Origin of the sequence: Frateuria sp. GZRR35 (assembly GCF_051900415.1) — a bacterium.
GTDB lineage: Bacteria > Pseudomonadota > Gammaproteobacteria > Xanthomonadales > Rhodanobacteraceae > Frateuria_A.
Genome location: NZ_JBHZGL010000001.1, coordinates 385,080 through 403,673 on the forward strand (window position 1 = coordinate 385,080; position 18,594 = coordinate 403,673).

The following is an 18,594-nucleotide window of genomic DNA, read 5'->3' on the forward strand; positions in this document are numbered from 1 at the left end:
GGCGTCAGGCCGCCCGCGCCGTGGCCTGCGCGCGCAGGCGGCCGAAATAGACGTCCTCAAGGTCCGGCGCCACCGGCTCGAAGCCGGGCTCCGGCGGTGCATCGGCCAGTACGTGCAGCGAGGTGCGCCCGCCGGCCAGGCGGGTGGAAAGGATGGTCATGCGGGCGCGGTAGTTGTCCAGTTCCGCCTTGTCGATCGTGCGCCGCCACACGCGCCCGTCCAGGCTGCGGATCGCCTCGCGCGGCTCGCCGGTCAGCAGCACCTGGCCCTGGCCGATGATCGCCATGCGCGGGCACAGGTCGGTCACGTCGGCCACGATGTGGGTGGAGAGGATCACCACCACCTTCTCGCCGATCTCGGCCAGCAGGTTCAGGAAGCGGTTGCGCTCCTCCGGGTCCAGGCCGGCGGTCGGCTCGTCCACGATCACCAGCTTCGGGCTGCCGATCAGCGCCTGGGCGATGCCGAAGCGCTGGCGCATGCCGCCGGAGAAGGTGCCCAGCTTGCGCTTGCGCACGTCCCACAGGTTGACCTGGCGCAGCAGCGCCTCGGTGAGGTCGCGCCGCTCGCCGCGGGCGGTGACTCCCTTGAGCACGGCGAAGTGCTCGAGCATCGCCTCGGCGGAAACCTTCGGGTACACGCCGAATTCCTGCGGCAGGTAGCCGAGCAGGCGGCGGGTGGCCGGCTTGTCGGCCAGGAGGTCCATGCCGTCGAGCTCGATGCTGCCCTGGTCCGGGTCCTGCAGGGTCGCGATGGTGCGCATCAGCGAGGATTTGCCCGCCCCGTTGGGCCCCAGCAGGCCGAACATGCCCTGCGGGATGTCCAGGTCGATCCCGCGCAGCGCGTGCACGCCGTTGGCATAGGTCTTGGACAGGTGGCGGATGGTCAGCATGCGGTTTCCTCCGCGCCACCCCGCGCGGCGCCGATGGGACCAGCATAGGGAGCGCGCCCGGCGGGCACATCGGCACAAGGTCATGCCTGCCGCGGCGCCAGGACCCTTGCCGCGCCCGCAAGATCCTTCCCCCGCGTTCGCAGGGGAGGGCTCGATGGCCCACGTTGCGGTATCCGCGGCATCGCTGTGGACACACTCCAGCCCGCTGCGACTCCCGCGCAGGCGGGAGAAGGTCCGGCCGACGGCCCGTCGCCGCCCGGCCCTACGCGGCGGGCGGCCGTTCGCTATCATGGGAGGCCTTGCGCGGCCGCCATCCCCGGGCGCTGCGCCCTTGCCATCGCAGGAGACCCCATGGCCGACCTCAAAGAAGCACGCGTCCCCGACATCGGCGGCCACGACAACGTGCCGGTGATCGAAGTGCTGGTGAAGGCCGGCGACCGCGTCGAAAAGGAACAGAGCCTGATCACGCTCGAATCGGACAAGGCGACCATGGAAGTGCCCTCGCCGGTCACCGGCGTGGTCAAGGAAGTGAAGCTGAAGGTCGGTGACGAGGTTTCCGAGGGCGCGCTGATCGCGGTCATCGAGGCCGAGGGCGCCGCCCAGGCTCCCGCACCCGCCGCCGCGCCGATCGCCTCCGCCCAACAGGCGAAGGCGGCCGAGCCGGGCTCGGGCAAGGGCGCCGTCGACGAAGCGTCGCCGCAGCCGCCGCCCGCCGCACCGCCGGCCGGTGGTGGCGTGCGCGAGGCGCGCGTGCCGGACATCGGCCACGACAACGTGCCGGTGATCGAGGTGCTGGTGAAGGTCGGCGACACGGTCGCCAAGGACCAGAGCCTGATCACGCTGGAATCGGACAAGGCGACGATGGAAGTGCCCGCGCCGTTCGAGGGCGTGGTGAAGGAGCTCAAGCTCAAGGTCGGTGACGAGGTCTCCCAGGGCGCGGTGATTGCCATCCTTGAAACCGCCGGCGAAGGCGGCTCCGCGTCCCTCTCTCCCGGCCGGGGTGAGGGGGCGCCATCGCCCTCGCCCGATGCGCAGTCCGCTACCGGCCTGCCGGTCAGCGGCGGCGGCCCCAAGGCGCCTGAGCAGCCGGCCCCGGTCGGTGGCCGCGGCGTGCAGCCGGGCAACGTGCCGGAAGGTGACGTCGCGCCGCGCGCGCGTCCGCCGCTGGACGCCAAGGTGATCATGCCCGGCGACGCGCCCTACGCCAGCCCGGCGATCCGCGCGTTCGCGCGCGAGCTGGGCGTCGACATCGTGCAGGTGAAGGGCTCCGGCCGCGGCGGGCGCATCCAGCGCGAGGACGTCAGCGCCTACGTCAAGCACGCGCTGGCCTCCGGCGCGCGCCCGGTGCAGGGCGCGCCGGTGGCTGCCGGCGGCGGGCTCAACCTGCTGCCGTGGCCGAAGGTCGACTTCGCCAAGTTCGGCCCGGTCGAGGAAAAGCCGCTCACCCGCATCCAGAAGATTTCCGGCGCCAACCTCTCGCGCAACTGGGCGATGATCCCGCACGTCACCCAGCACGAGGACGCGGACATCACCGAGCTGGAGGCGTTCCGCAAGAAGCTTGGCGAAGAAAACAAGGACCTGAAGGTCACCCCGCTGGTGTTCCAGATCAAGGCGGTGGTCGCGGCGCTCAAGCAGTTCCCGCAGTTCAACGCCTCGCTGGACGAGACCGGCGAAAAGCTGATCCTCAAGAAGTACTTCCACATCGGCATCGCGGTGGACACGCCCGATGGCCTGGTGGTGCCGGTGATCCGTGATTGCGACCAGAAGGGCCTGCTGGACCTGGCCCGCGAGCTGGGCGAGATCTCCAGGAAGGCGCGCGAGAAGAAGCTCGGCCCGAACGAAATGTCCGGCGGCTGCTTCTCGATCTCCTCGCTCGGCGGCATCGGCGGCACGGCGTTCACGCCGATCGTCAATGCGCCGGAGGTGGCGATCCTTGGCGTCTCCAAGGCATCGATCAAGCCGGTGTGGAACGGCAAGGAGTTCGCGCCGCGACTCATGCTTCCGCTGTCGCTCTCCTACGACCACCGCGTGATCGACGGCGCGCTCGCCGCGCGCTTTGCCGCCTTCCTCGCCACCCAGCTCGGCGACATCCGCCGGCTGCTGCTCTGAGGAGGCGCGCCATGGCGAACACGATCGAAGTGAAGGTTCCCGACATCGGCGGCCACGACAACGTGCCGGTGATCGAAGTGCTGGTGAAGGCCGGCGACCGCGTGGAAAAGGACCAGAGCCTGATCACGCTGGAATCGGACAAGGCCACGATGGAGGTGCCCTCCAGCGCGCCCGGCGTGGTGAAAGAGTTGAAGGTGAAGGTGGGCGACGAGGTGTCCGAGGGCGCCGTGATCCTCACCCTCGAAGCGAGCGATTCTGCTCCCTCTTCTTCGAATGAAAACAAGGCCGGTGGAGAGCGCCGGGGTGAGGGGACAACCTCGCCCGGAACCAGCGGCGGAGCGAAGGCGGCCACCGCCTCCCCCGCGAGCCCCGCCCCCTCACCTCAATCCTCTCCCCGGTCTTTGATCAAAGAAGGGGGAGAGGAGGCGAAGGCACCGCAAGCCGCCGGCGCCTCCGGCCGCCAGCCCGACATCGAGTGCAAGCTCGTCGTCCTCGGCTCCGGCCCCGGCGGCTACACCGCCGCCTTCCGCGCCGCCGACCTCGGCGTCGATACCGTGCTGGTCGAACGCTACGCCAGCCTGGGCGGCGTCTGCCTCAACGTCGGCTGCATTCCCTCCAAGGCACTGCTGCACGCCGCCGCGGTGATCGACGAAGCCGAAGCCATGGCCGCCCACGGCGTCAGCTTCGGCAAGCCGAAGATCGAGCTGGACAAGCTGCGCCACTTCAAGGAGCAGGTGGTCGGCAAGCTCACCGGCGGCCTCGCCGGCATGGCCAGGCAACGCAAGGTGCGTACCGTGCAGGGCACCGGCATCTTCGTCTCGCCGCACGAGCTGGAAGTAAAGACGGCCGAAGGAACGAAGCTGGTCCGCTTCGAGCAGGCGATCATCGCCGCCGGCTCGCAGGCGGCGCGCCTGCCGATGTTCCCTTGGGACGACGAGCGCGTGATGGATTCCACCGGCGCACTGGAGCTCAAGGACATTCCGAAGAAGCTGCTAGTCGTCGGCGGCGGCATCATCGGCCTGGAAATGGCCACCGTCTACGCCGGCCTCGGCAGCGAGGTGACCGTGGTCGAGTTCATGGACCAGCTCATCCCGGGCGCCGACGCCGACCTGGTCAAGCCGCTGGCCAAGCGCCTGGGCGGCAAGCTCAAGGGCGTGCATCTGAAGACCAAGGTAGTCGAGGCCAAGGCCGGCAAGAAGGGCATCGAAGTCCGCTACGAAGGCGACAGCATTCCGGACACTACCGTGTTCGACCGCGTGCTGGTCGCCGTCGGCCGCTCGCCCAACGGCAACAAGATCGGCGCCGACAAGGCCGGCGTCACGGTGACCGAGCGCGGCTTCATCAACGTCGATACGCAGATGCGTACGAACGTGCCGCACATCTTCGCCATCGGCGACCTGGTCGGCCAGCCGATGCTGGCGCACAAGGCCACCCACGAGGCGCGCGTCGCCGCCGAAGTGGTGGCCGGCATGAAGAGCCACTTCGACGCACGCGTGATTCCGTCGGTTGCCTACACCGACCCGGAGATCGCATGGGTCGGCGTAACCGAGCGCGAGGCGAAGGAAAAGGGCCTCAGGATCGGCGTGGGCAAGTTCCCGTGGGCCGCCTCAGGCCGTGCGATCGGCATCGACCGCACCGAGGGCTTCACCAAGCTGCTGTTCGATGAAGAAACCCATCGCGTGGTCGGCGCCGGCATTGTCGGCTCGCATGCAGGCGACCTGATCTCGGAGCTGGCGCTCGCCATCGAGATGGGTGCCGAGGCCGCCGACATCGCGCTGACCATCCACCCGCACCCGACCCTGAGCGAATCGGTCGCGATGGCGGCGGAGGTCTACGAAGGCACCATCACCGACCTGTACATCCCGAAGAAAAAATAGCGGCGCAGGCCGCCCACTTCACGGAGGAAGACGCATGAATCGAGCAGGCACCCTGCTGATTGCTTTACTGGTGGCGTGTCCGGCCGCTGCGCTCGCCGCCGACGAAGACGCCGCGCTGGCAAAGGCTTGCCCGGGCTTGGCGGCCTGGGCGGCAGGGCATCCGCATGGCAGTGACGTGGCCGCGGCGGCGGATGCCGGTCGCCCGGTCAGCCAGCCGTCGTTGCGTCAGGCATTGGCCACGCGCGCGGCCGCCGACACACGGGCACGCGACGCGATGATGGCCAAGGGCGCGCCCGATCCGGCGGCCATGAAGGCCATCCTCGATATCGACAGCGGCAACCTGGCCTGGCTCAAGGGCGTGGTCGCACGACAAGGTTTCCCCACCGTGGCGCAGGTCGGGAAACAGGGCGTGGCGGATGCCTGGTTGCTCGTCCAGCACGCCGACCGCGACAGTGCGTTCCAGCTGGAGGTGCTGCGCACGCTGCAGGCGCGCGGCGCGGAGGCCGGCGTACGCAAGCAGGACCTGGCGATGCTGACCGACCGCGTGTTGCTGGGCCAGGGCAAGCCGCAGCGCTACGGCACCCAGTTCAAGCCCGACGCCCACGGCGCGCTGGCGATGCAGCCGGTCGAGGACGCAACGGAGCTCGACGCCCGCCGTGCCAAGGTCGGCCTGATGCCGCTGCCGCTCTACCGCTGCGTGCTCGGCGCGTCCTACCACATGCCCGTCGCGCACTGAGCACCCGCGCCGCCAAACGCCTTTCCGTCAGCTCTGGGCCTTCGGCTCGTCCGCCAGTGCCGACTGCAGGCCCTGCTCCAGCGTCTGAAGGTTGTCCTTGGCCTGGCCCAGCATCACCGGCATCTGGCTGATCACGTGCAGGATCTCGCGCGGCTGCACGCTGCCGGTGCGCAGGTCGGTGATGGCATCGACCATGCGCGGACCGTTCATCACCAGCGAGAGATTCGCGCCCAGTGACGCGACGATGTCGCGCTGGCCAGCATAGGCTGCCGAATAGCGGCGCATGCGTTCGGCGTCCATCCAGCTCGCCGACTGGTTGGCGACCGCCACTTCCCACGCCTCCTGGCGCAGGGTCGGCCAGCGCAGGTTGAGGCTGAAGCCGTTGGTGCCGACCAGTTCGTGCACGTGCGCGATCACCACGTCATCCGGCTTGCCGGCCTTGAAGTCCGCCTCCAGCGCATTGCGGATGCTTGCGAGCAGCTTGGCCTGGTGCGTGTCCTGTGCGAGCGAGGAACGCACGCCCTCCAGGTTGGCGCGGATCTCCGCCTCGATCTGCGCGCCGGCCACCTCGGCCGCGTGCCGGTGGTGCGTGTGCTCGATCCATGCCTCCAGCCCCAACGCGGTCAGGATGCTCAGCACGATCATCAGGTAGTGCTTGAGGAAATCCTTCAGCAGTCGAGCCGTACCTTGGGTCGTTCCAGGTGCATCGGGGGGGCCTTCTGTGGGGAGGTCAATCCGTGGGCATGACACCGAACAGGTCGCGTTGTGCGATGAAGCCGTCGCGCTCGACGAAGCCGGCCAGCCCGACGCCGACCAGCCGGTAGCGCGTGTCGACCGGACGGCCTACCCGCGCACGCAGCGCGCAGGCGAGCTCGGCCAACTCGTGTGCCGAGTCGGGCAGGGTGGTGGGCGAAAAGCTGCGGGTCAACGTGCGGAAGTCGGCGGTCTTGAGCTTGAGCACGACCGTGCGCGCGACGCGGCCCTGCTCGCGCTGGTGGCCGGCCCAGGTTTTCTCGGCCAGCCGGCGGATGTGCGGCTCCAGCTCGTCCAGCGTGAGGTCGTGTTCGAAGGTGTCTTCGCTCGACACCTGCAACGTCGGGCGATCCGGCTGCACCGGGTGCTCGTCGATGCCCCAGGCAAGCTGGTGCAGGCGCCGCCCCCAGCGGCCGAAGCGCTGCTCCAGCTCCGCCTCGCCCAGCCGCCGCAGGTCAGCCGCGATGGCCACGCCCATGGCCGCGAGCTTGCCTTCCATGACCTTGCCCACGCCAGGAAGGCGACCGACCGCGAGCGGGGCGAGAAAGGCCTCGACCTGGTGCGGGCGGATCACGAACAGGCCGTCGGGCTTGCGCCAGTCCGAGGCGATCTTGGCGAGGAACTTGTTCGGTGCCACGCCGGCCGACGCGGTAAGGCAGGTCTCCTCGCGGATCGCCGCGCGGATCGCCTCCGCCGTCGCGGTGGCCGAAGCCAGGCCGGTCTTGCTGGCGGTGACGTCCAGGTAGGCCTCGTCCAGCGACAGCGGCTCGATCAGGTCGGTGTGCCGCGCGAAGATCGCCCGCACCTGGCGCGATACCGCCTTGTAGCGGATGAAATCCGGCGGCACGAAGATCGCCTGCGGACACAGCCGCTCGGCGCGCACCGCCGGCATCGCCGAGCGCACGCCGAATACGCGCGCCTCGTAGCTCGCCGCGCATACCACCGAGCGTGCGCCACGCCACGCCACGACCACCGGCTTGCCGCGCAACGAGGGGTCGTCGCGCTGCTCCACCGACGCATAGAACGCGTCCATGTCGATGTGCAGGATCTTGCGCGGGGAAGGGGACACGCTGGGTAGCCGGGAATGCCTGGCGCAGATTCTAGGCGACCGGCGCCACCCGTGCGGCCATCGCCCGTGCCACCGGGCAGGTGCGTGGTTTGACACGCGATTGATAGCGGCCGGACTAGCGTGACCGCGGATCCCGGAGGTTCGCCATGAATGATTTCGCCGAACAGCGCCAGCGCATGGTCGAGCGCCAGTTGGCCGGGCGCGGCATCACCGACTCGCGCGTGCTGGAGGCGATGGGCACGATTCCTCGCGAGGCGTTCGTGGGTGGCAGCCTGCACGAGTTCGCTTACGAGGACTCGCCGCTGCCGATCGAGGCCGGGCAGACCATCTCGCAACCGTTTATCGTCGCGCGGATGCTGCAGGCAGCCGAGCTGCGCGAAGGCGACAGCGTGCTGGAGATCGGCGCCGGCTCGGGCTACGCCGCGGCGGTGATGGGCGCGCTGGCCGCCTGCGTCCACGCGATCGAGCGCCACGCGGAGCTCGCCGACCTCGCGCAGCAGCGTTTCGACGCGCTGGGTTACCGCAACATCCGCCTGCGCGTGGGCGATGGGAGCGGCGGCTGGCCGGAGGCGGCGCCGTTCGACGCGATCATCGCGGCGGCGGGCGGTCCCGCCGTGCCGGACGTGCTTCGCCGGCAACTGGCCATCGGCGGGCGGCTGGTGATGCCGGTCGGCGAGACGCTGTACCGGCAGCGGCTGGTGAAGGTCACCCGCGTGGCGGAGGACCGCTTCGAGGAGGAGCCGCTGGACGAGGTCCGTTTCGTGCCGCTGGTCGGCAGCTACGGCTGGAGCGAACAGGATGCCACCGGCTCGCCTCGGATGGAGCCGGTCGCGGCGCGAGCGCCGGCCGACGGCGGCGGCCTCGCCGGCCTGATCCGCGCGGCGGTCGAACCCCTGCCCGACCTCGACGACCCCGCGTTTGGACGGTTGTTCGACCGCTACGGCGACGCACGCGTGGTGCTGCTGGGCGAGGCCAGTCACGGCACCAGCGAGTTCTACCGGGCCCGCGCGGCGATCACGCGCCGGCTGATCGAGGCGCACGGCTTCACCATCGTCGCGGTGGAGGGCGACTGGCCGGATGCGGCGGTACTGGACCGCTACGTACGCGGCCGGCCAGCCAGGCACGAGCAGCCGATCTTCCAGCGCTTCCCCACCTGGATGTGGCGCAACCGCGACGTCGCCCGCTTCATCGACTGGCTGCGCGACTACAACGCGGACAAGCCGGCGGCGAAACAGGCCGGCTTCTACGGGCTGGACCTATACAGCCTGGACAGCTCGATCCGCGCGGTGATCGATTACCTGGACAAGGTCGATCCGGAAACCGCGCAAGTCGCCCGCCATCGCTACGGCTGCCTGATGCCCTGGAGCAAGGAGCCGGCGCAGTACGGCCGCATGGCGTTGAACGCCGGCTATCCGCTGTGCGAGAAGGCGGTGGTGCAGATGCTGCGCGAACTGCTTTCTCGCCGGATGGAGTACGCGCAGGCCGACGGCGAACACTTCCTGGACGCAGCGCAGAACGCGCGCCTGGTCAGCAATGCCGAGGCCTACTACCGCGCCATGTACTACGGCTCGACCGAGTCGTGGAACCTGCGCGACAGCCACATGTTCGAGACGCTGGAGCATCTGCTGGACGCCGGCGGTCCGCGGTCGAAGGCGGTGGTGTGGGCGCACAACTCGCACATCGGCGACGCGCGCCACACCGAGATGGGCCAGGTACGCGAGGAACTGAACCTGGGCCAGCTCTGCCGCCAGCGCTTCGGCGACGAGGCGGTGCTACTCGGTTTCGGCATGCACACCGGCACGGTGGCCGCGGCGGACGACTGGGACGAGCCAATGAAGGTGATGGACGTGCGGCCCTCGCGCCAGGACAGCTACGAGCGCCTGTTCCACGATGCCGGCCAGCCGCGCTGCCTGCTCGACCTGCGCGGTGGCGCGAACCGCGAACTGTGCGGGCGCCTGGCCAGCGGCCGGCTGGAGCGCTTCATCGGTGTGATCTACCGCCCGGACACCGAGCGCTGGAGCCACTACGTCGAGTGCTCGATGCCGCGTCAGTTCGACGGCTACACCTGGTTCGACGAAACCCACGCCGTCGAGCCGCTGGGTGAAGAGCCACGCACCGGTGTCGCCGAGACCTGGCCGTTCGGGTTGTGATCGTATCGCGGGCTGGCCTCGCCTCTTGCAAGCAGGCAAGCGCCGATCTCCTGTAGGAGCGCACCTGTGCGCGACCGCTATTTGCACGCCACCTCGCCTGTTGGCTGTGTCCCGGTCGCGCACGGGTGCGCTCCTACAGTTCCTGTTTTCGCGCCTTGCGCCGGCGCGCCTCGAACACGCCGAGCGCCAGCGCCGCCACGCCGAACGGCAGCAGGTTGTAGACCAGCCGGTAGCAAAGCAGCCCGGCCAACACGTCGGCGCGGGCCTGAGATGGAAACGCGCCGAGCAGGATCGCCTCGAACACCCCCAGGCCGCCCGGCGCGTGGCTGACGATGCCGGCCAGCAGCGCGGCCAGGTAGATCGGCACGAAATCCGCGAACGGCGGCGCGATCTCCGGCGGCAGCACCAGGTACATCGCGCCGATCGCCGCGCTCATCTCCACGCCGCCGATCAGCATCTGCAGCAAAGCGCTGCCCGAGCCGGGCAAAGCGATCGACCAGCGACCCACGCGCAGGCTCCGCGGCCGCGCCAGCCACACGACCAGACCGGTCAGCAGCAGCACGATGACGACGCCGGCATCGCGCCCCCAACCGGCGGCAATCGCCGGCTCCATCAACATGCCGGCCGCACCCAGGACCCCATACCCCAGCCCCACGCCCAGGCTGGCCAGAGCGACCACGCGGGCGATGTCACCGGCGCCGAGCCCCGCGGTGGCGTAGACGCGGTAGCGCACTGCGCCGCCGGTGAACGCGTGGAAGCCGAGCGTGTTGGACAGCGCATGCGCCGCGAAACCCGCGAAGGCGGCCAGCCCGCCCGACGCACGCGCGGGCGCCACGCTGCGCGCGGCCAGCACGTCGAACGTGGCCAGCATCGCGAAACTGACCGCCGTCGCCGCCATGGCGCCGGCCACGTGTGCGCGCGGCAGTTGCGTCAGCGCCGTCGCCACGTCGCACCAGCGCATCGCGCCCAGATACCGGTGCAGTAGCCAGGCGGCCAGCGCGAGCAGCAAAACAGAGACCAGCCAGGACAGCGCGCGCAGCCAGCGGCGCGCGCCCGGGTGGGGAAGGGCAGAGGGAAAGGCGGACATCGGCGCAACCTTACGGCGCATGCGCAAGGGGCCGCGGGTGCGGGTTCGTCATGCCGCCAAGCGTAGCGGCTTCTGCCCCTTCCCTTGTAGGAGCGTACCCGTGCGCGACCGCGGGGCATGGGCAGCGCGCGGTGCCCGCGGTCCCGCAGGGGTCGTCTGCGGGAAGAACCATCTCGTGCGCCGGTGGCTGAACCCGGGCACCAACTCACGCTATCGTTGCCGCTTCCGCCGCCGACGATGCCCACCCACGCATGAGCACCGAATCGAACACCTACCTGCGCCGACTGGGCACCTGGGACGCGGCGATGATCGTCATCGGCGGCGTGATCGGCGCAGGCATCTTCAGTACGCCCTCGACGCTCGCCCAGCGCACCAGCTCGGGCTGGGAGTTGCTGGCGCTGTGGGTGGTCGGCGGCCTGCTGACGCTGACCGGCGTGCTGAGCTACGCCGAGCTCGGCGCGCGGCGGCCACAGGCCGGCGGCAGCTACATCTACCTGCGCGAGGCGTTCGGCCAGCTGCCGGCGTTCCTGTTCGGCTGGACGATGGCGCTGATCAACTATCCCGGCAGCGTGGCCGCGGTGGCGACCATTTTCGCGCAGTATTTCTGCGCGGCGCTCGGGCTGTCGCTGCTCTACATCAAGCCCGTGGCGGCCGGCGCGATCGCCTTCATCGTCGGCGTGAACCTGTTCGGCATCCGTGCCGGCGCGTGGATGCAGAACATCTTCACGTTGCTGAAGCTCGCGGCCATCGTGCTGCTGGTGGTTGCTGGCGTCGTACTTGCCGATGGCCACCTGGGTGTGTCGCTCGCCGTCGATCCCGGTCGCGACGTGCCGCCGGGCGCGCTGTTCGGGGCGCTGCTGCCGGTGCTGTTCACCTACGGCGGCTTCCACTATCTCAATGATCTGGCCGGCGAGGTGCGCAACCCGCAACGCACGCTGCCGCTCGCGCTGGGGCTGGGCATGGCCGGCGTGATGATCGCCTACGTGCTGGCCAATTTCGCCTACCTGGCGGGCCTGGGCCACGCCGGCCTGGCCTTCAGCACCGCGCCGGCGGCCGACGTAATGCACAAGCTCCTGGGCGAGCGCGGCGCCACGCTGATGGCGCTGGGCATCGCCTGCTCCACTTTCGGCTACTGCAACATCGCCATCGCCGGCGGCGCGCGCGTGCTGCAGACGATGGGCGCCGACGGCATGTTCTTCTCCGCCGTCGGCCGGATCGAGCCGCAGAGCCGTGCGCCGCAGGTGGCGCTGGCCACCCTGGGCGCGTGGGCGATCGTGCTGGCGGTGTCGGGCAGCTTCAACCAGCTGCTGGACTACACCACCGTCGGCGAGTGGCTGGCGCACGCCTGCAGCATCGCCACGCTGTTCTGGTACCGCCGGTACCTGACCGAGCCCTCCCCCTACCGCGTGCCGTTCTACCCTTGGCTGCCGATGATCTTCGTGGTCACCGTGCTATGCGTGATCGGTGCCACCGCCATCCACAACCCGGGTGATGCCGGCATGAGCCTGGTGATCATCGCGTGCGGCATTCCGGCGTACTACGGCTGGCGCTGGCTGGAGCGCAGCGGGGCCTAGGTTGCCGGGTCTACCGTAGGAGCGCACCTGTGCGCGACCGCGGGCGTTCCGGCTGCGGGCGGTCGCGCACAGGTGCGCTCCTACAAGGGCTCGAGGTGCCATGAAAACGTGCGTTCTGTTGGCCTGTATGGGCTTGTCGTGCGCCTCCTGGGCGACATCGCCCGACCCCCGAACGGCCGCTCAGGTCGAGCTGTCCCACGTCCGTGCCGGCGGATCGGAGCAGGTCTCCGCAGACACCCTGCGCCGCTACACTTTCGAACCTGCGGCGAACCCCTACGTGCGCCTGACGCCACCGCAGCCCTGGCGCGGGGCGGACGAATGGCGCGTCCGCGTGCAGAACGCGATGCCCTGGGCGGTCACGCTGTCGATCGACATCGAAGGCACGTCAGGCGCGCATCTGACGGCGACGGTCGGCCTGCCCGCCGGCCCCGCACAGACTCTGGTCATCCCGCTGCACGCGACCTCGCCGCGCGCGTTCGGCATGCAGGCCGGGCCGCCGATGGCGGTGGAGCTCGATGGGCGGCGGATCGTGCTGGCGACCACCGTGGAAGGCGCGCCCGCGCTGAAAGCCGTTCGCGCGGTGCGCTTGTCCATTCCTGCGGCGCAGGCCGAGCAGGTCCTTCTCATCGGCGACGCGGATGTCGCTCCCGGCGTGACGCTGCATGACGCCTACGTCGGGATCGTCGACCGCTATGGGCAGTACACGCGTGGCCGATGGCCGGAAAAAATCGACAGCGACGCCGCACTGCGCACGGCGCATGCGCGCGAGCGTGCGCGGCTGTCCGATGCCGCCGCGCGCGGGAACGAAGACAACGCACTCACGGACGCCGCCGGCTGGTTCCACACGCGCAAGCGTGATGGCCGCTGGCAACTGGTGGCGCCGGACGGCCGCCCGTTTTTTTCGCTGGGCGTCAACGCGGTGGTCGCCGACGGCGGGCGCAGTTACGTGCAGGGCCGCGAGTGGATGTTCACCGACCTGCCGCCCGCCAAAGGCCCCTGGCATGCGTTCGACGGCGAGGGCGACAGCCGCCGCGACACGGGCGCGTCGCGTGGTCTGGCCTACAACCACGGCCGTTGGTTCGACTTCTACGCGGCCAACCTCTACCGGGTGGACGGTGCGGACTGGCGTAGAGCCTGGCGCACACGCACGCGCCAGCGCCTGGTTGCCTGGGGCTTCAACACGCTGGGCAACTGGAGCGACGAGGCGATCGCGCGCGGGCACGGTTTGGCCTACACCCGTTCGATCAACATCGCCGGCGACTACGCCAACGTCGCCACCGGCTACGACTGGTGGGGCCGCATGCCCGATCCGTTCGACCCGCGCTTCGAGGCCGCGACCGAACACGCCGTCGCCGCCGCCACCCAGGGCGTGCGCGACGATCACTGGCTGCTCGGCTACTTCGCCGACAACGAACTGGCCTGGGCCGCGCCCGGGCCGCAGGGCCGCTGGGCGCTGGCCATCGGCACGCTGCGCGGCGACCCGCGCAGCCCCGCCAAGCAGGCCTTCCTCGCCATGCTCAAGCGCAAGTACGGCGACGCCCTGCGCCTGGGCGTGGCCTGGGGCATCGGCGTGACGCGCTGGGAGGCGCTGGAGCCGGCCGGGTTCCAGGCACCGGTGCCGGACGAGGCGCATCCGGCCATCGCCGAGGACTACAGCGCCTGGCTGCGCGCCTACGCCGAGCGCTACTTCCGCACCGTCGCGCAGGCGCTGCGCCGGCACGACCCGCACCACCTTTTCCTCGGCGGCCGCTTCGCCGTGCGCACTCCCGAGGCGGTCGCCGCCTGCGCCCGCTGGTGCGACGTGATCAGCATCAACGTCTACGCCGACCTGCCGCAGCACGGCATGGATCTGGACCGATTGCACCAGCTCGACAAGCCGGTGCTGGTCAGCGAGTTCTCCTTCGGCTCGACCGACCGCGGTCCGTTCGGCGCGGGCCCGGTGCCGGTCTGGAACGAGGCCCAGCGCGGCGAGGCCTACGCGCGCTTCCTCGCGGCGGCGGCCGCCGATCCGGCGATCGTCGGCGCGCACTGGTTCCAGTACGCCGACCAGCCGGTCACCGGCCGCCTGCTCGACGGCGAGAACGCGCACTTCGGGCTGGTCGGCATCACCGACATTCCCTTCGGCGGTTTCGTAAGCGCGGTGCGAGGCGCCAACGCTACAGCGAGCCGGCCCTAGAACGGGCTGCGATACCCGACGTCATGGCGCCGCAGCCATGGCCACGCAGGCGCTGACAGCGAGCGGAGTCCTTCGGCTGGGTTTCGGCCCACCGCCATCTGGCCGGGAGCGATGGGCTGAAGCCGATCCTACGCGAGGCTGGTCGCGATGCCGAACGCCACGGCAGTCACCGCCGCCATCGCCATGCAGGCGCTGGTGGGCCGGATGCGATGGGCGTCGACGCGGGGCGTGAGTCGCCACAGCAGCAGGGCGCCGACGAGCATGTCCACGACCAGCGCCAGGCGCAACGGCAGCGAGGAAAGCAGCGGCCCGTAGGGCGGCCGGACGTTGCCCTCGTGGGCGGCCGCCAGTCCGACCAGCAGCAAGCCGAGCAGGCTCCACAGCAGGCAGGCGAAGTACACGCGGTTGAACACCACGTTCGTGCGTTCGCTCCAGCGCAGCACCGGCCAGGCGATGAGGCTGGCGAACAGCGCGACGATCGAGCCGTACAGCACCCACCAGAGCAGGGTGCTGAGCAGGGTAAGCAGGGTTTGCATCTAGTCGTGGGCCTTGAAGCCGATCCGGCGCAGGAACTTTTCCATCAGCCAGGCAGGACCGACCAGCAGGTAGGAGAGATCGGTGAGGAAACTGGGCCGATGGCCCTCGAACTTGTGGCCGACGAACTGGCCGACCCACGCCAGCACGAACACCGCGAGCGCGAGCCAGCGCAGGCGCACCGGGCCGAGCAACTCGAACAGCCACGCGGTGAACAACGCCAGCACGACGAAGGCGACCAGCAGCGCGCCACCAAGGCGGTGCGAGTGCTTCCAGTACCAGGCGAACGCCAGCACCATTGCGAACACCGCCCACGCGCCGGGCTTGAGGAAGGCGCTCGGTACCGGCACGGTCCACAGCAGCGCCACCACGGTCCAGACGATCGGCGGCACGCAGATCCAGTGGATCACCTGGTTGACTGGGTTGCGGTGGTCGGCGCTGTAGCCGTCGAGCCAGCTCTGCATCGTGCGCATGGTGTCGCCCTCGTCAGCGGATCAGTCGAGCCGGATGCCGGCCAGTCGCTCCAGCGCCTCGGCGTACTTGGCGCGGGTGCGCTCGATGACCTGGGCAGGCACCTTCGGTCCGGGGGCCTTCTTGTTCCAGTCGAGCGTCTCCAGGTAGTCGCGCACGAACTGCTTGTCGTAGCTCGGCGGGCTGATCCCGGTGCGGTACTCGTCGGCCGGCCAGAAGCGCGAGGAATCGGGCGTGAGCATCTCGTCCATCACGTACAGCTTGCCGTCGGCGTCGGTGCCGAACTCGAACTTGGTGTCGGCGATGATGATGCCGCGGTCGGCCGCGTAGTCGGCCGCCCAGCGGTAGATCGCCAGCGTCGCGTCGCGCACTTTCTCGGCCAGCTCGCGCCCGACCGCGTTCACCACCGCGTCGAAGCTCACGTTCTCGTCGTGGTCGCCCACCGCGGCCTTGGTCGAGGGAGTGAAGATCGGTTCGGGCAGCTGCTGCGCCTGCTTCAGGCCTGGCGGCAGCTTGATGCCGCAGATGGCGCCGGTGGCCTGATAGTCCTTCCAGCCCGAGCCGATGATGTAGCCGCGCGCGATTGCCTCCACCGGCACCGGCTTCAGCCGCCGCGTGACCACCGCGCGGCCGGCGTAGAGCGAGAGGTCGGTGCCCTTAGGCAGCACCTCGCCCAGCGGCACCTGCAGCAGGTGGTTGGGGATGATGTGCGCGGTCTTGTCGAACCAGAAGTTGGAGATCTGGGTGAGCATCTCGCCCTTGCCGGGGATCGGGTCGGGCAGCACCACGTCGAAGGCGGACAGACGGTCGGTGGCGACGATCAGGAGCCGGTCGTCCGACAGCGCGTAGACGTCGCGCACCTTGCCGCGGTGGATCAGGCCCAGGCCGGGCAGGTTCGATTGCAGCAGGGTGGTGGGCACGGGGCGATCCGCCGTCGGAAGGTGGGAAGCGGTCTATTCTAGCCAGTCGCCGTAGGGTGGGCTTCAGCCCACCGTCCGTGCATGGTGGGCTGAAGCCCACCCTACGTGAGGGCGTGTGGCTTCGCGCTGCTAGAATCGCGTGTTCCGGGAATCCATCTCGCCCCACACCCTGCCGATGCGACTCGTCCTGTTCGCGGCGCTTTTGGCCGCCGCCCTGCCAGCCTTTGCCGCGGGCCCCGCCCATCCGGCCCGCCTGGGCCTGTGCGCCGCCTGTCATGGCGAAACCGGCATCGCGCAGATGCCCGGCGCGCCCAACCTGGCCGGGCAGCGGCTGGACTACCTGCGCAACGCGCTGGCGCAGTACCGCGACGGCCGCCGCGACGTGGCGGTGATGCGCGCGGCGATCGGCCCGGTCAGCGCCGCCGAACTGGATGCGCTGGCGCGCTGGTACAGCACGCAGGCGCCGGCTTCGCAGGCGCGGCCATGAATTTCTCTTCCACGCTGATCCTGGCGTTCGTCGGCCTCGTCCTGGGCCACGGCTTGCCTGGTGCCATTGTCGGCGCGGTCATTGGCTTCGTGATCGACAGCCTGCGCCAGAGTCAGCGCTACCGCGCGGCGCCGCAGATGGACGGCCTGTACGGCCCACTGTTTGCGTTGCTCGGTGCGGTCGCCAAGTCGGACGGGCGCGTGTCCGAGGCCGAGATCGCGGTGGCCGAGCGGATGATGACCCGCATGGGCCTGATCGACGAGCAGCGAAGGCAGGCCATCGCCAGCTTCAACCGCGGCAAGCAGCCGGAGTTCGACGTCACTCCCGCGATCGACGGCCTGCGCCAATGGGTCGGCGCCCGACGCGACCACGCCTTCCCGGTGCTCGACGTGGTGATCGAGACGGTACTGGCCGAGGGCAACCCACCGCCGGAAAAGATGTCGATCCTGCGCCAGCTCGCATTCGCCCTGCGCATCAGCGACATGGAACTGATGGCGCTGATGGCGATGAAGGGCTACGCCTGGAATGCCGCTGCCGGCGATCGCCGGCGCGGGCCGGGTGGTGGCGGCTACGTGCCGCCGCATCGGAATGCGAACGGTCCGGATCCCTACACCGTGCTCGGCATCGAACGCGGCGCCGACGAGCGGGCCATCAAGCGCGCCTACCGCAAGCTGATCTCCGAGCACCATCCCGACCGCCTGGGCGACCTGCCCGAGGACATGCGCAAGCGTGCCGAATCACGGGCGAGCGAGATCAACGCGGCGTACGAGCGGATCAAGGCCGAGAAAGGCTTCAAGTAGCCGGGATTTGGGAGACGGGATTCGGGATTCGGTTGGGCTTGGGCCCCCGCGCCTTGATGCCGCTACTCTTGTCGGAGTGCAAAATCCCGAATCCCGAATCCCGAATCCCGAATCCCGAATCCCGAATCCCGAATCCCGAATCCCGAATCCCGAATCCCGAATCCCGAATCCCGAATCCCGAATCCCGAATCCCGAATCCCGAATCCCGAATCCCGTCCCATGAGCAAGCAGACCCCCGTCATCGCCCCCTCCATCCTCTCCGCCGACTTCGCCCGCCTGGGCGAGGACACCGCCAAGGTGCTGGTCGCCGGCGGCGACTGGGTGCACTTCGACGTCATGGACAACCACTACGTGCCCAACCTCACGATGGGTCCGATGGTGTTGAAAGCCCTGCGCGACTACGGCGTCAGTGCACCGATCGACGTGCACCTGATGGTCAAGCCGGTCGACCGGATCGCCCCGGACTTCGCCAAGGCGGGCGCCAGCCTGATCAGCTTCCACCCGGAAGCGAGCGAGCACGTCGACCGCACGATCGGCCTGATCCACGATGCCGGCTGCCAGGCCGGCCTGGTGTTCAACCCCGCCACGCCGCTCAACTGGCTCGACCACGTGCTCGACAAGCTCGACCTGGTGCTGATCATGTCGGTCAACCCCGGCTTCGGCGGGCAGAAGTTCATCCCCGAGGCGCTCGCCAAGCTGCGCGAGGTGCGCCGGCGCATCGACGAGAGCGGCCGCGCGATCCGGCTGGAGATCGATGGCGGCGTGAGCGCCGCCAACATCGGCGAGATCGCCGCGGCGGGCGCCGACACCTTCGTGGCGGGCTCGGCCATTTTCGGCGCGCCGGACTACGCGCAGGTCATCGCCGCCATGCGCCAGGCGATCGGCTGAGCACAAAGAAAAATCCCGGTGCAGGTCCTGCACCGGGATAAGAGCGTCGTCGGAATGGGACGCGTTGAGGAGTC

16 protein-coding genes are annotated in these 18,594 nt (G+C 69.6%); 9 read left to right on the top strand and 7 right to left on the bottom strand.

What is annotated here, in order from left to right:
- Nucleotides 1-4: 4 nt before the first annotated feature.
- Complete coding sequence (locus tag ACFWZ3_RS01650) at nucleotides 5-889, bottom strand: ABC transporter ATP-binding protein (protein ID WP_439706043.1); 885 nt, start codon at nucleotides 887-889, stop codon at nucleotides 5-7.
- A gap of 351 nt (nucleotides 890-1,240) precedes the next feature.
- Here ACFWZ3_RS01650 and aceF point away from each other — a divergent pair, with 351 nt between their 5' ends.
- From aceF to ACFWZ3_RS01665, 3 genes are read left to right on the top strand one after another with little or no spacing between them, the layout of a single operon-like run.
- Complete coding sequence (aceF, locus tag ACFWZ3_RS01655) at nucleotides 1,241-2,998, top strand: dihydrolipoyllysine-residue acetyltransferase (RefSeq protein ID WP_439706044.1); 1,758 nt, start codon at nucleotides 1,241-1,243, stop codon at nucleotides 2,996-2,998.
- A gap of 11 nt (nucleotides 2,999-3,009) precedes the next feature.
- On the top strand, nucleotides 3,010-4,875 hold the full coding sequence (lpdA, locus tag ACFWZ3_RS01660; RefSeq protein WP_439706045.1) for a dihydrolipoyl dehydrogenase: 1,866 nt from the start codon (nucleotides 3,010-3,012) through the stop codon (nucleotides 4,873-4,875).
- Nucleotides 4,876-4,909: 34 nt separating this feature from the next.
- Nucleotides 4,910-5,611, top strand: coding sequence for a DUF6624 domain-containing protein (locus ACFWZ3_RS01665; RefSeq protein WP_439706046.1), 702 nt, complete (start codon nucleotides 4,910-4,912; stop codon nucleotides 5,609-5,611).
- Nucleotides 5,612-5,638: 27 nt separating this feature from the next.
- Here the strand turns inward: ACFWZ3_RS01665 and ACFWZ3_RS01670 are convergent, their stop codons facing one another.
- Both ACFWZ3_RS01670 and dinB read right to left on the bottom strand, forming a co-directional pair.
- Entirely contained in the window at nucleotides 5,639-6,256 is a 618-nt protein-coding gene (locus ACFWZ3_RS01670; RefSeq protein WP_439706047.1) for a hypothetical protein, read from the bottom strand.
- A gap of 85 nt (nucleotides 6,257-6,341) precedes the next feature.
- Nucleotides 6,342-7,433, bottom strand: a complete 1,092-nt coding sequence (gene dinB, locus ACFWZ3_RS01675; protein WP_439706048.1) for a DNA polymerase IV — start codon at nucleotides 7,431-7,433, stop codon at nucleotides 6,342-6,344.
- 146 nt (nucleotides 7,434-7,579) lie between these two features.
- On the opposite strand from dinB, the gene ACFWZ3_RS01680 reads away from it, so the two are divergent.
- A complete protein-coding gene (locus ACFWZ3_RS01680) occupies nucleotides 7,580-9,583 on the top strand; it encodes a protein-L-isoaspartate(D-aspartate) O-methyltransferase (RefSeq protein ID WP_439706049.1) in 2,004 nt (667 codons plus the stop codon).
- Between the two features lie 133 nt (nucleotides 9,584-9,716).
- Here ACFWZ3_RS01680 and ACFWZ3_RS01685 read toward each other — a convergent pair whose 3' ends face one another.
- Nucleotides 9,717-10,670, bottom strand: coding sequence for a UPF0104 family protein (locus tag ACFWZ3_RS01685; RefSeq protein WP_439706050.1), 954 nt, complete (start codon nucleotides 10,668-10,670; stop codon nucleotides 9,717-9,719).
- Between the two features lie 251 nt (nucleotides 10,671-10,921).
- Between ACFWZ3_RS01685 and ACFWZ3_RS01690 the strand changes: the two genes are divergently transcribed.
- Together ACFWZ3_RS01690 and ACFWZ3_RS01695 are read left to right on the top strand one after the other, a co-directional pair.
- On the top strand, nucleotides 10,922-12,244 hold the full coding sequence (locus ACFWZ3_RS01690; protein ID WP_439706051.1) for an APC family permease: 1,323 nt from the start codon (nucleotides 10,922-10,924) through the stop codon (nucleotides 12,242-12,244).
- Nucleotides 12,245-12,521: 277 nt separating this feature from the next.
- Nucleotides 12,522-14,420, top strand: coding sequence for a beta-agarase (locus tag ACFWZ3_RS01695; RefSeq protein ID WP_439706052.1), 1,899 nt, complete (start codon nucleotides 12,522-12,524; stop codon nucleotides 14,418-14,420).
- A gap of 128 nt (nucleotides 14,421-14,548) precedes the next feature.
- Here the strand turns inward: ACFWZ3_RS01695 and ACFWZ3_RS01700 are convergent, their stop codons facing one another.
- Genes ACFWZ3_RS01700 through ACFWZ3_RS01710 form a run of 3 tightly spaced genes read right to left on the bottom strand, consistent with a single transcriptional unit; the run spans nucleotide 14,549 to nucleotide 16,345 of the window.
- The gene (locus tag ACFWZ3_RS01700; RefSeq protein ID WP_439706053.1) at nucleotides 14,549-14,956 is read right to left on the bottom strand and encodes a hypothetical protein; all 408 of its coding nucleotides are present in this window, start codon (nucleotides 14,954-14,956) and stop codon (nucleotides 14,549-14,551) included.
- Nucleotides 14,957-15,427, bottom strand: a complete 471-nt coding sequence (locus ACFWZ3_RS01705; protein ID WP_439706054.1) for a DUF962 domain-containing protein — start codon at nucleotides 15,425-15,427, stop codon at nucleotides 14,957-14,959.
- A gap of 21 nt (nucleotides 15,428-15,448) precedes the next feature.
- Nucleotides 15,449-16,345 carry a phosphoribosylaminoimidazolesuccinocarboxamide synthase gene (locus ACFWZ3_RS01710; RefSeq protein WP_439706055.1) on the bottom strand — a complete coding sequence of 299 codons (897 nt, stop codon included), beginning with the start codon at nucleotides 16,343-16,345 and terminating at the stop codon, nucleotides 15,449-15,451.
- Between the two features lie 175 nt (nucleotides 16,346-16,520).
- Here ACFWZ3_RS01710 and ACFWZ3_RS01715 point away from each other — a divergent pair, with 175 nt between their 5' ends.
- From ACFWZ3_RS01715 to rpe, 3 genes are all read left to right on the top strand, one after another.
- Complete coding sequence (locus ACFWZ3_RS01715) at nucleotides 16,521-16,832, top strand: c-type cytochrome (protein ID WP_439706056.1); 312 nt, start codon at nucleotides 16,521-16,523, stop codon at nucleotides 16,830-16,832.
- A complete protein-coding gene (gene djlA / locus ACFWZ3_RS01720) occupies nucleotides 16,829-17,632 on the top strand; it encodes a co-chaperone DjlA (RefSeq protein ID WP_439706057.1) in 804 nt (267 codons plus the stop codon). Before ACFWZ3_RS01715 ends, djlA begins: the two co-directional genes overlap by 4 nt.
- A gap of 219 nt (nucleotides 17,633-17,851) precedes the next feature.
- On the top strand, nucleotides 17,852-18,520 hold the full coding sequence (gene rpe, locus ACFWZ3_RS01725; protein ID WP_439706058.1) for a ribulose-phosphate 3-epimerase: 669 nt from the start codon (nucleotides 17,852-17,854) through the stop codon (nucleotides 18,518-18,520).
- Nucleotides 18,521-18,594: the final 74 nt, after the last annotated feature.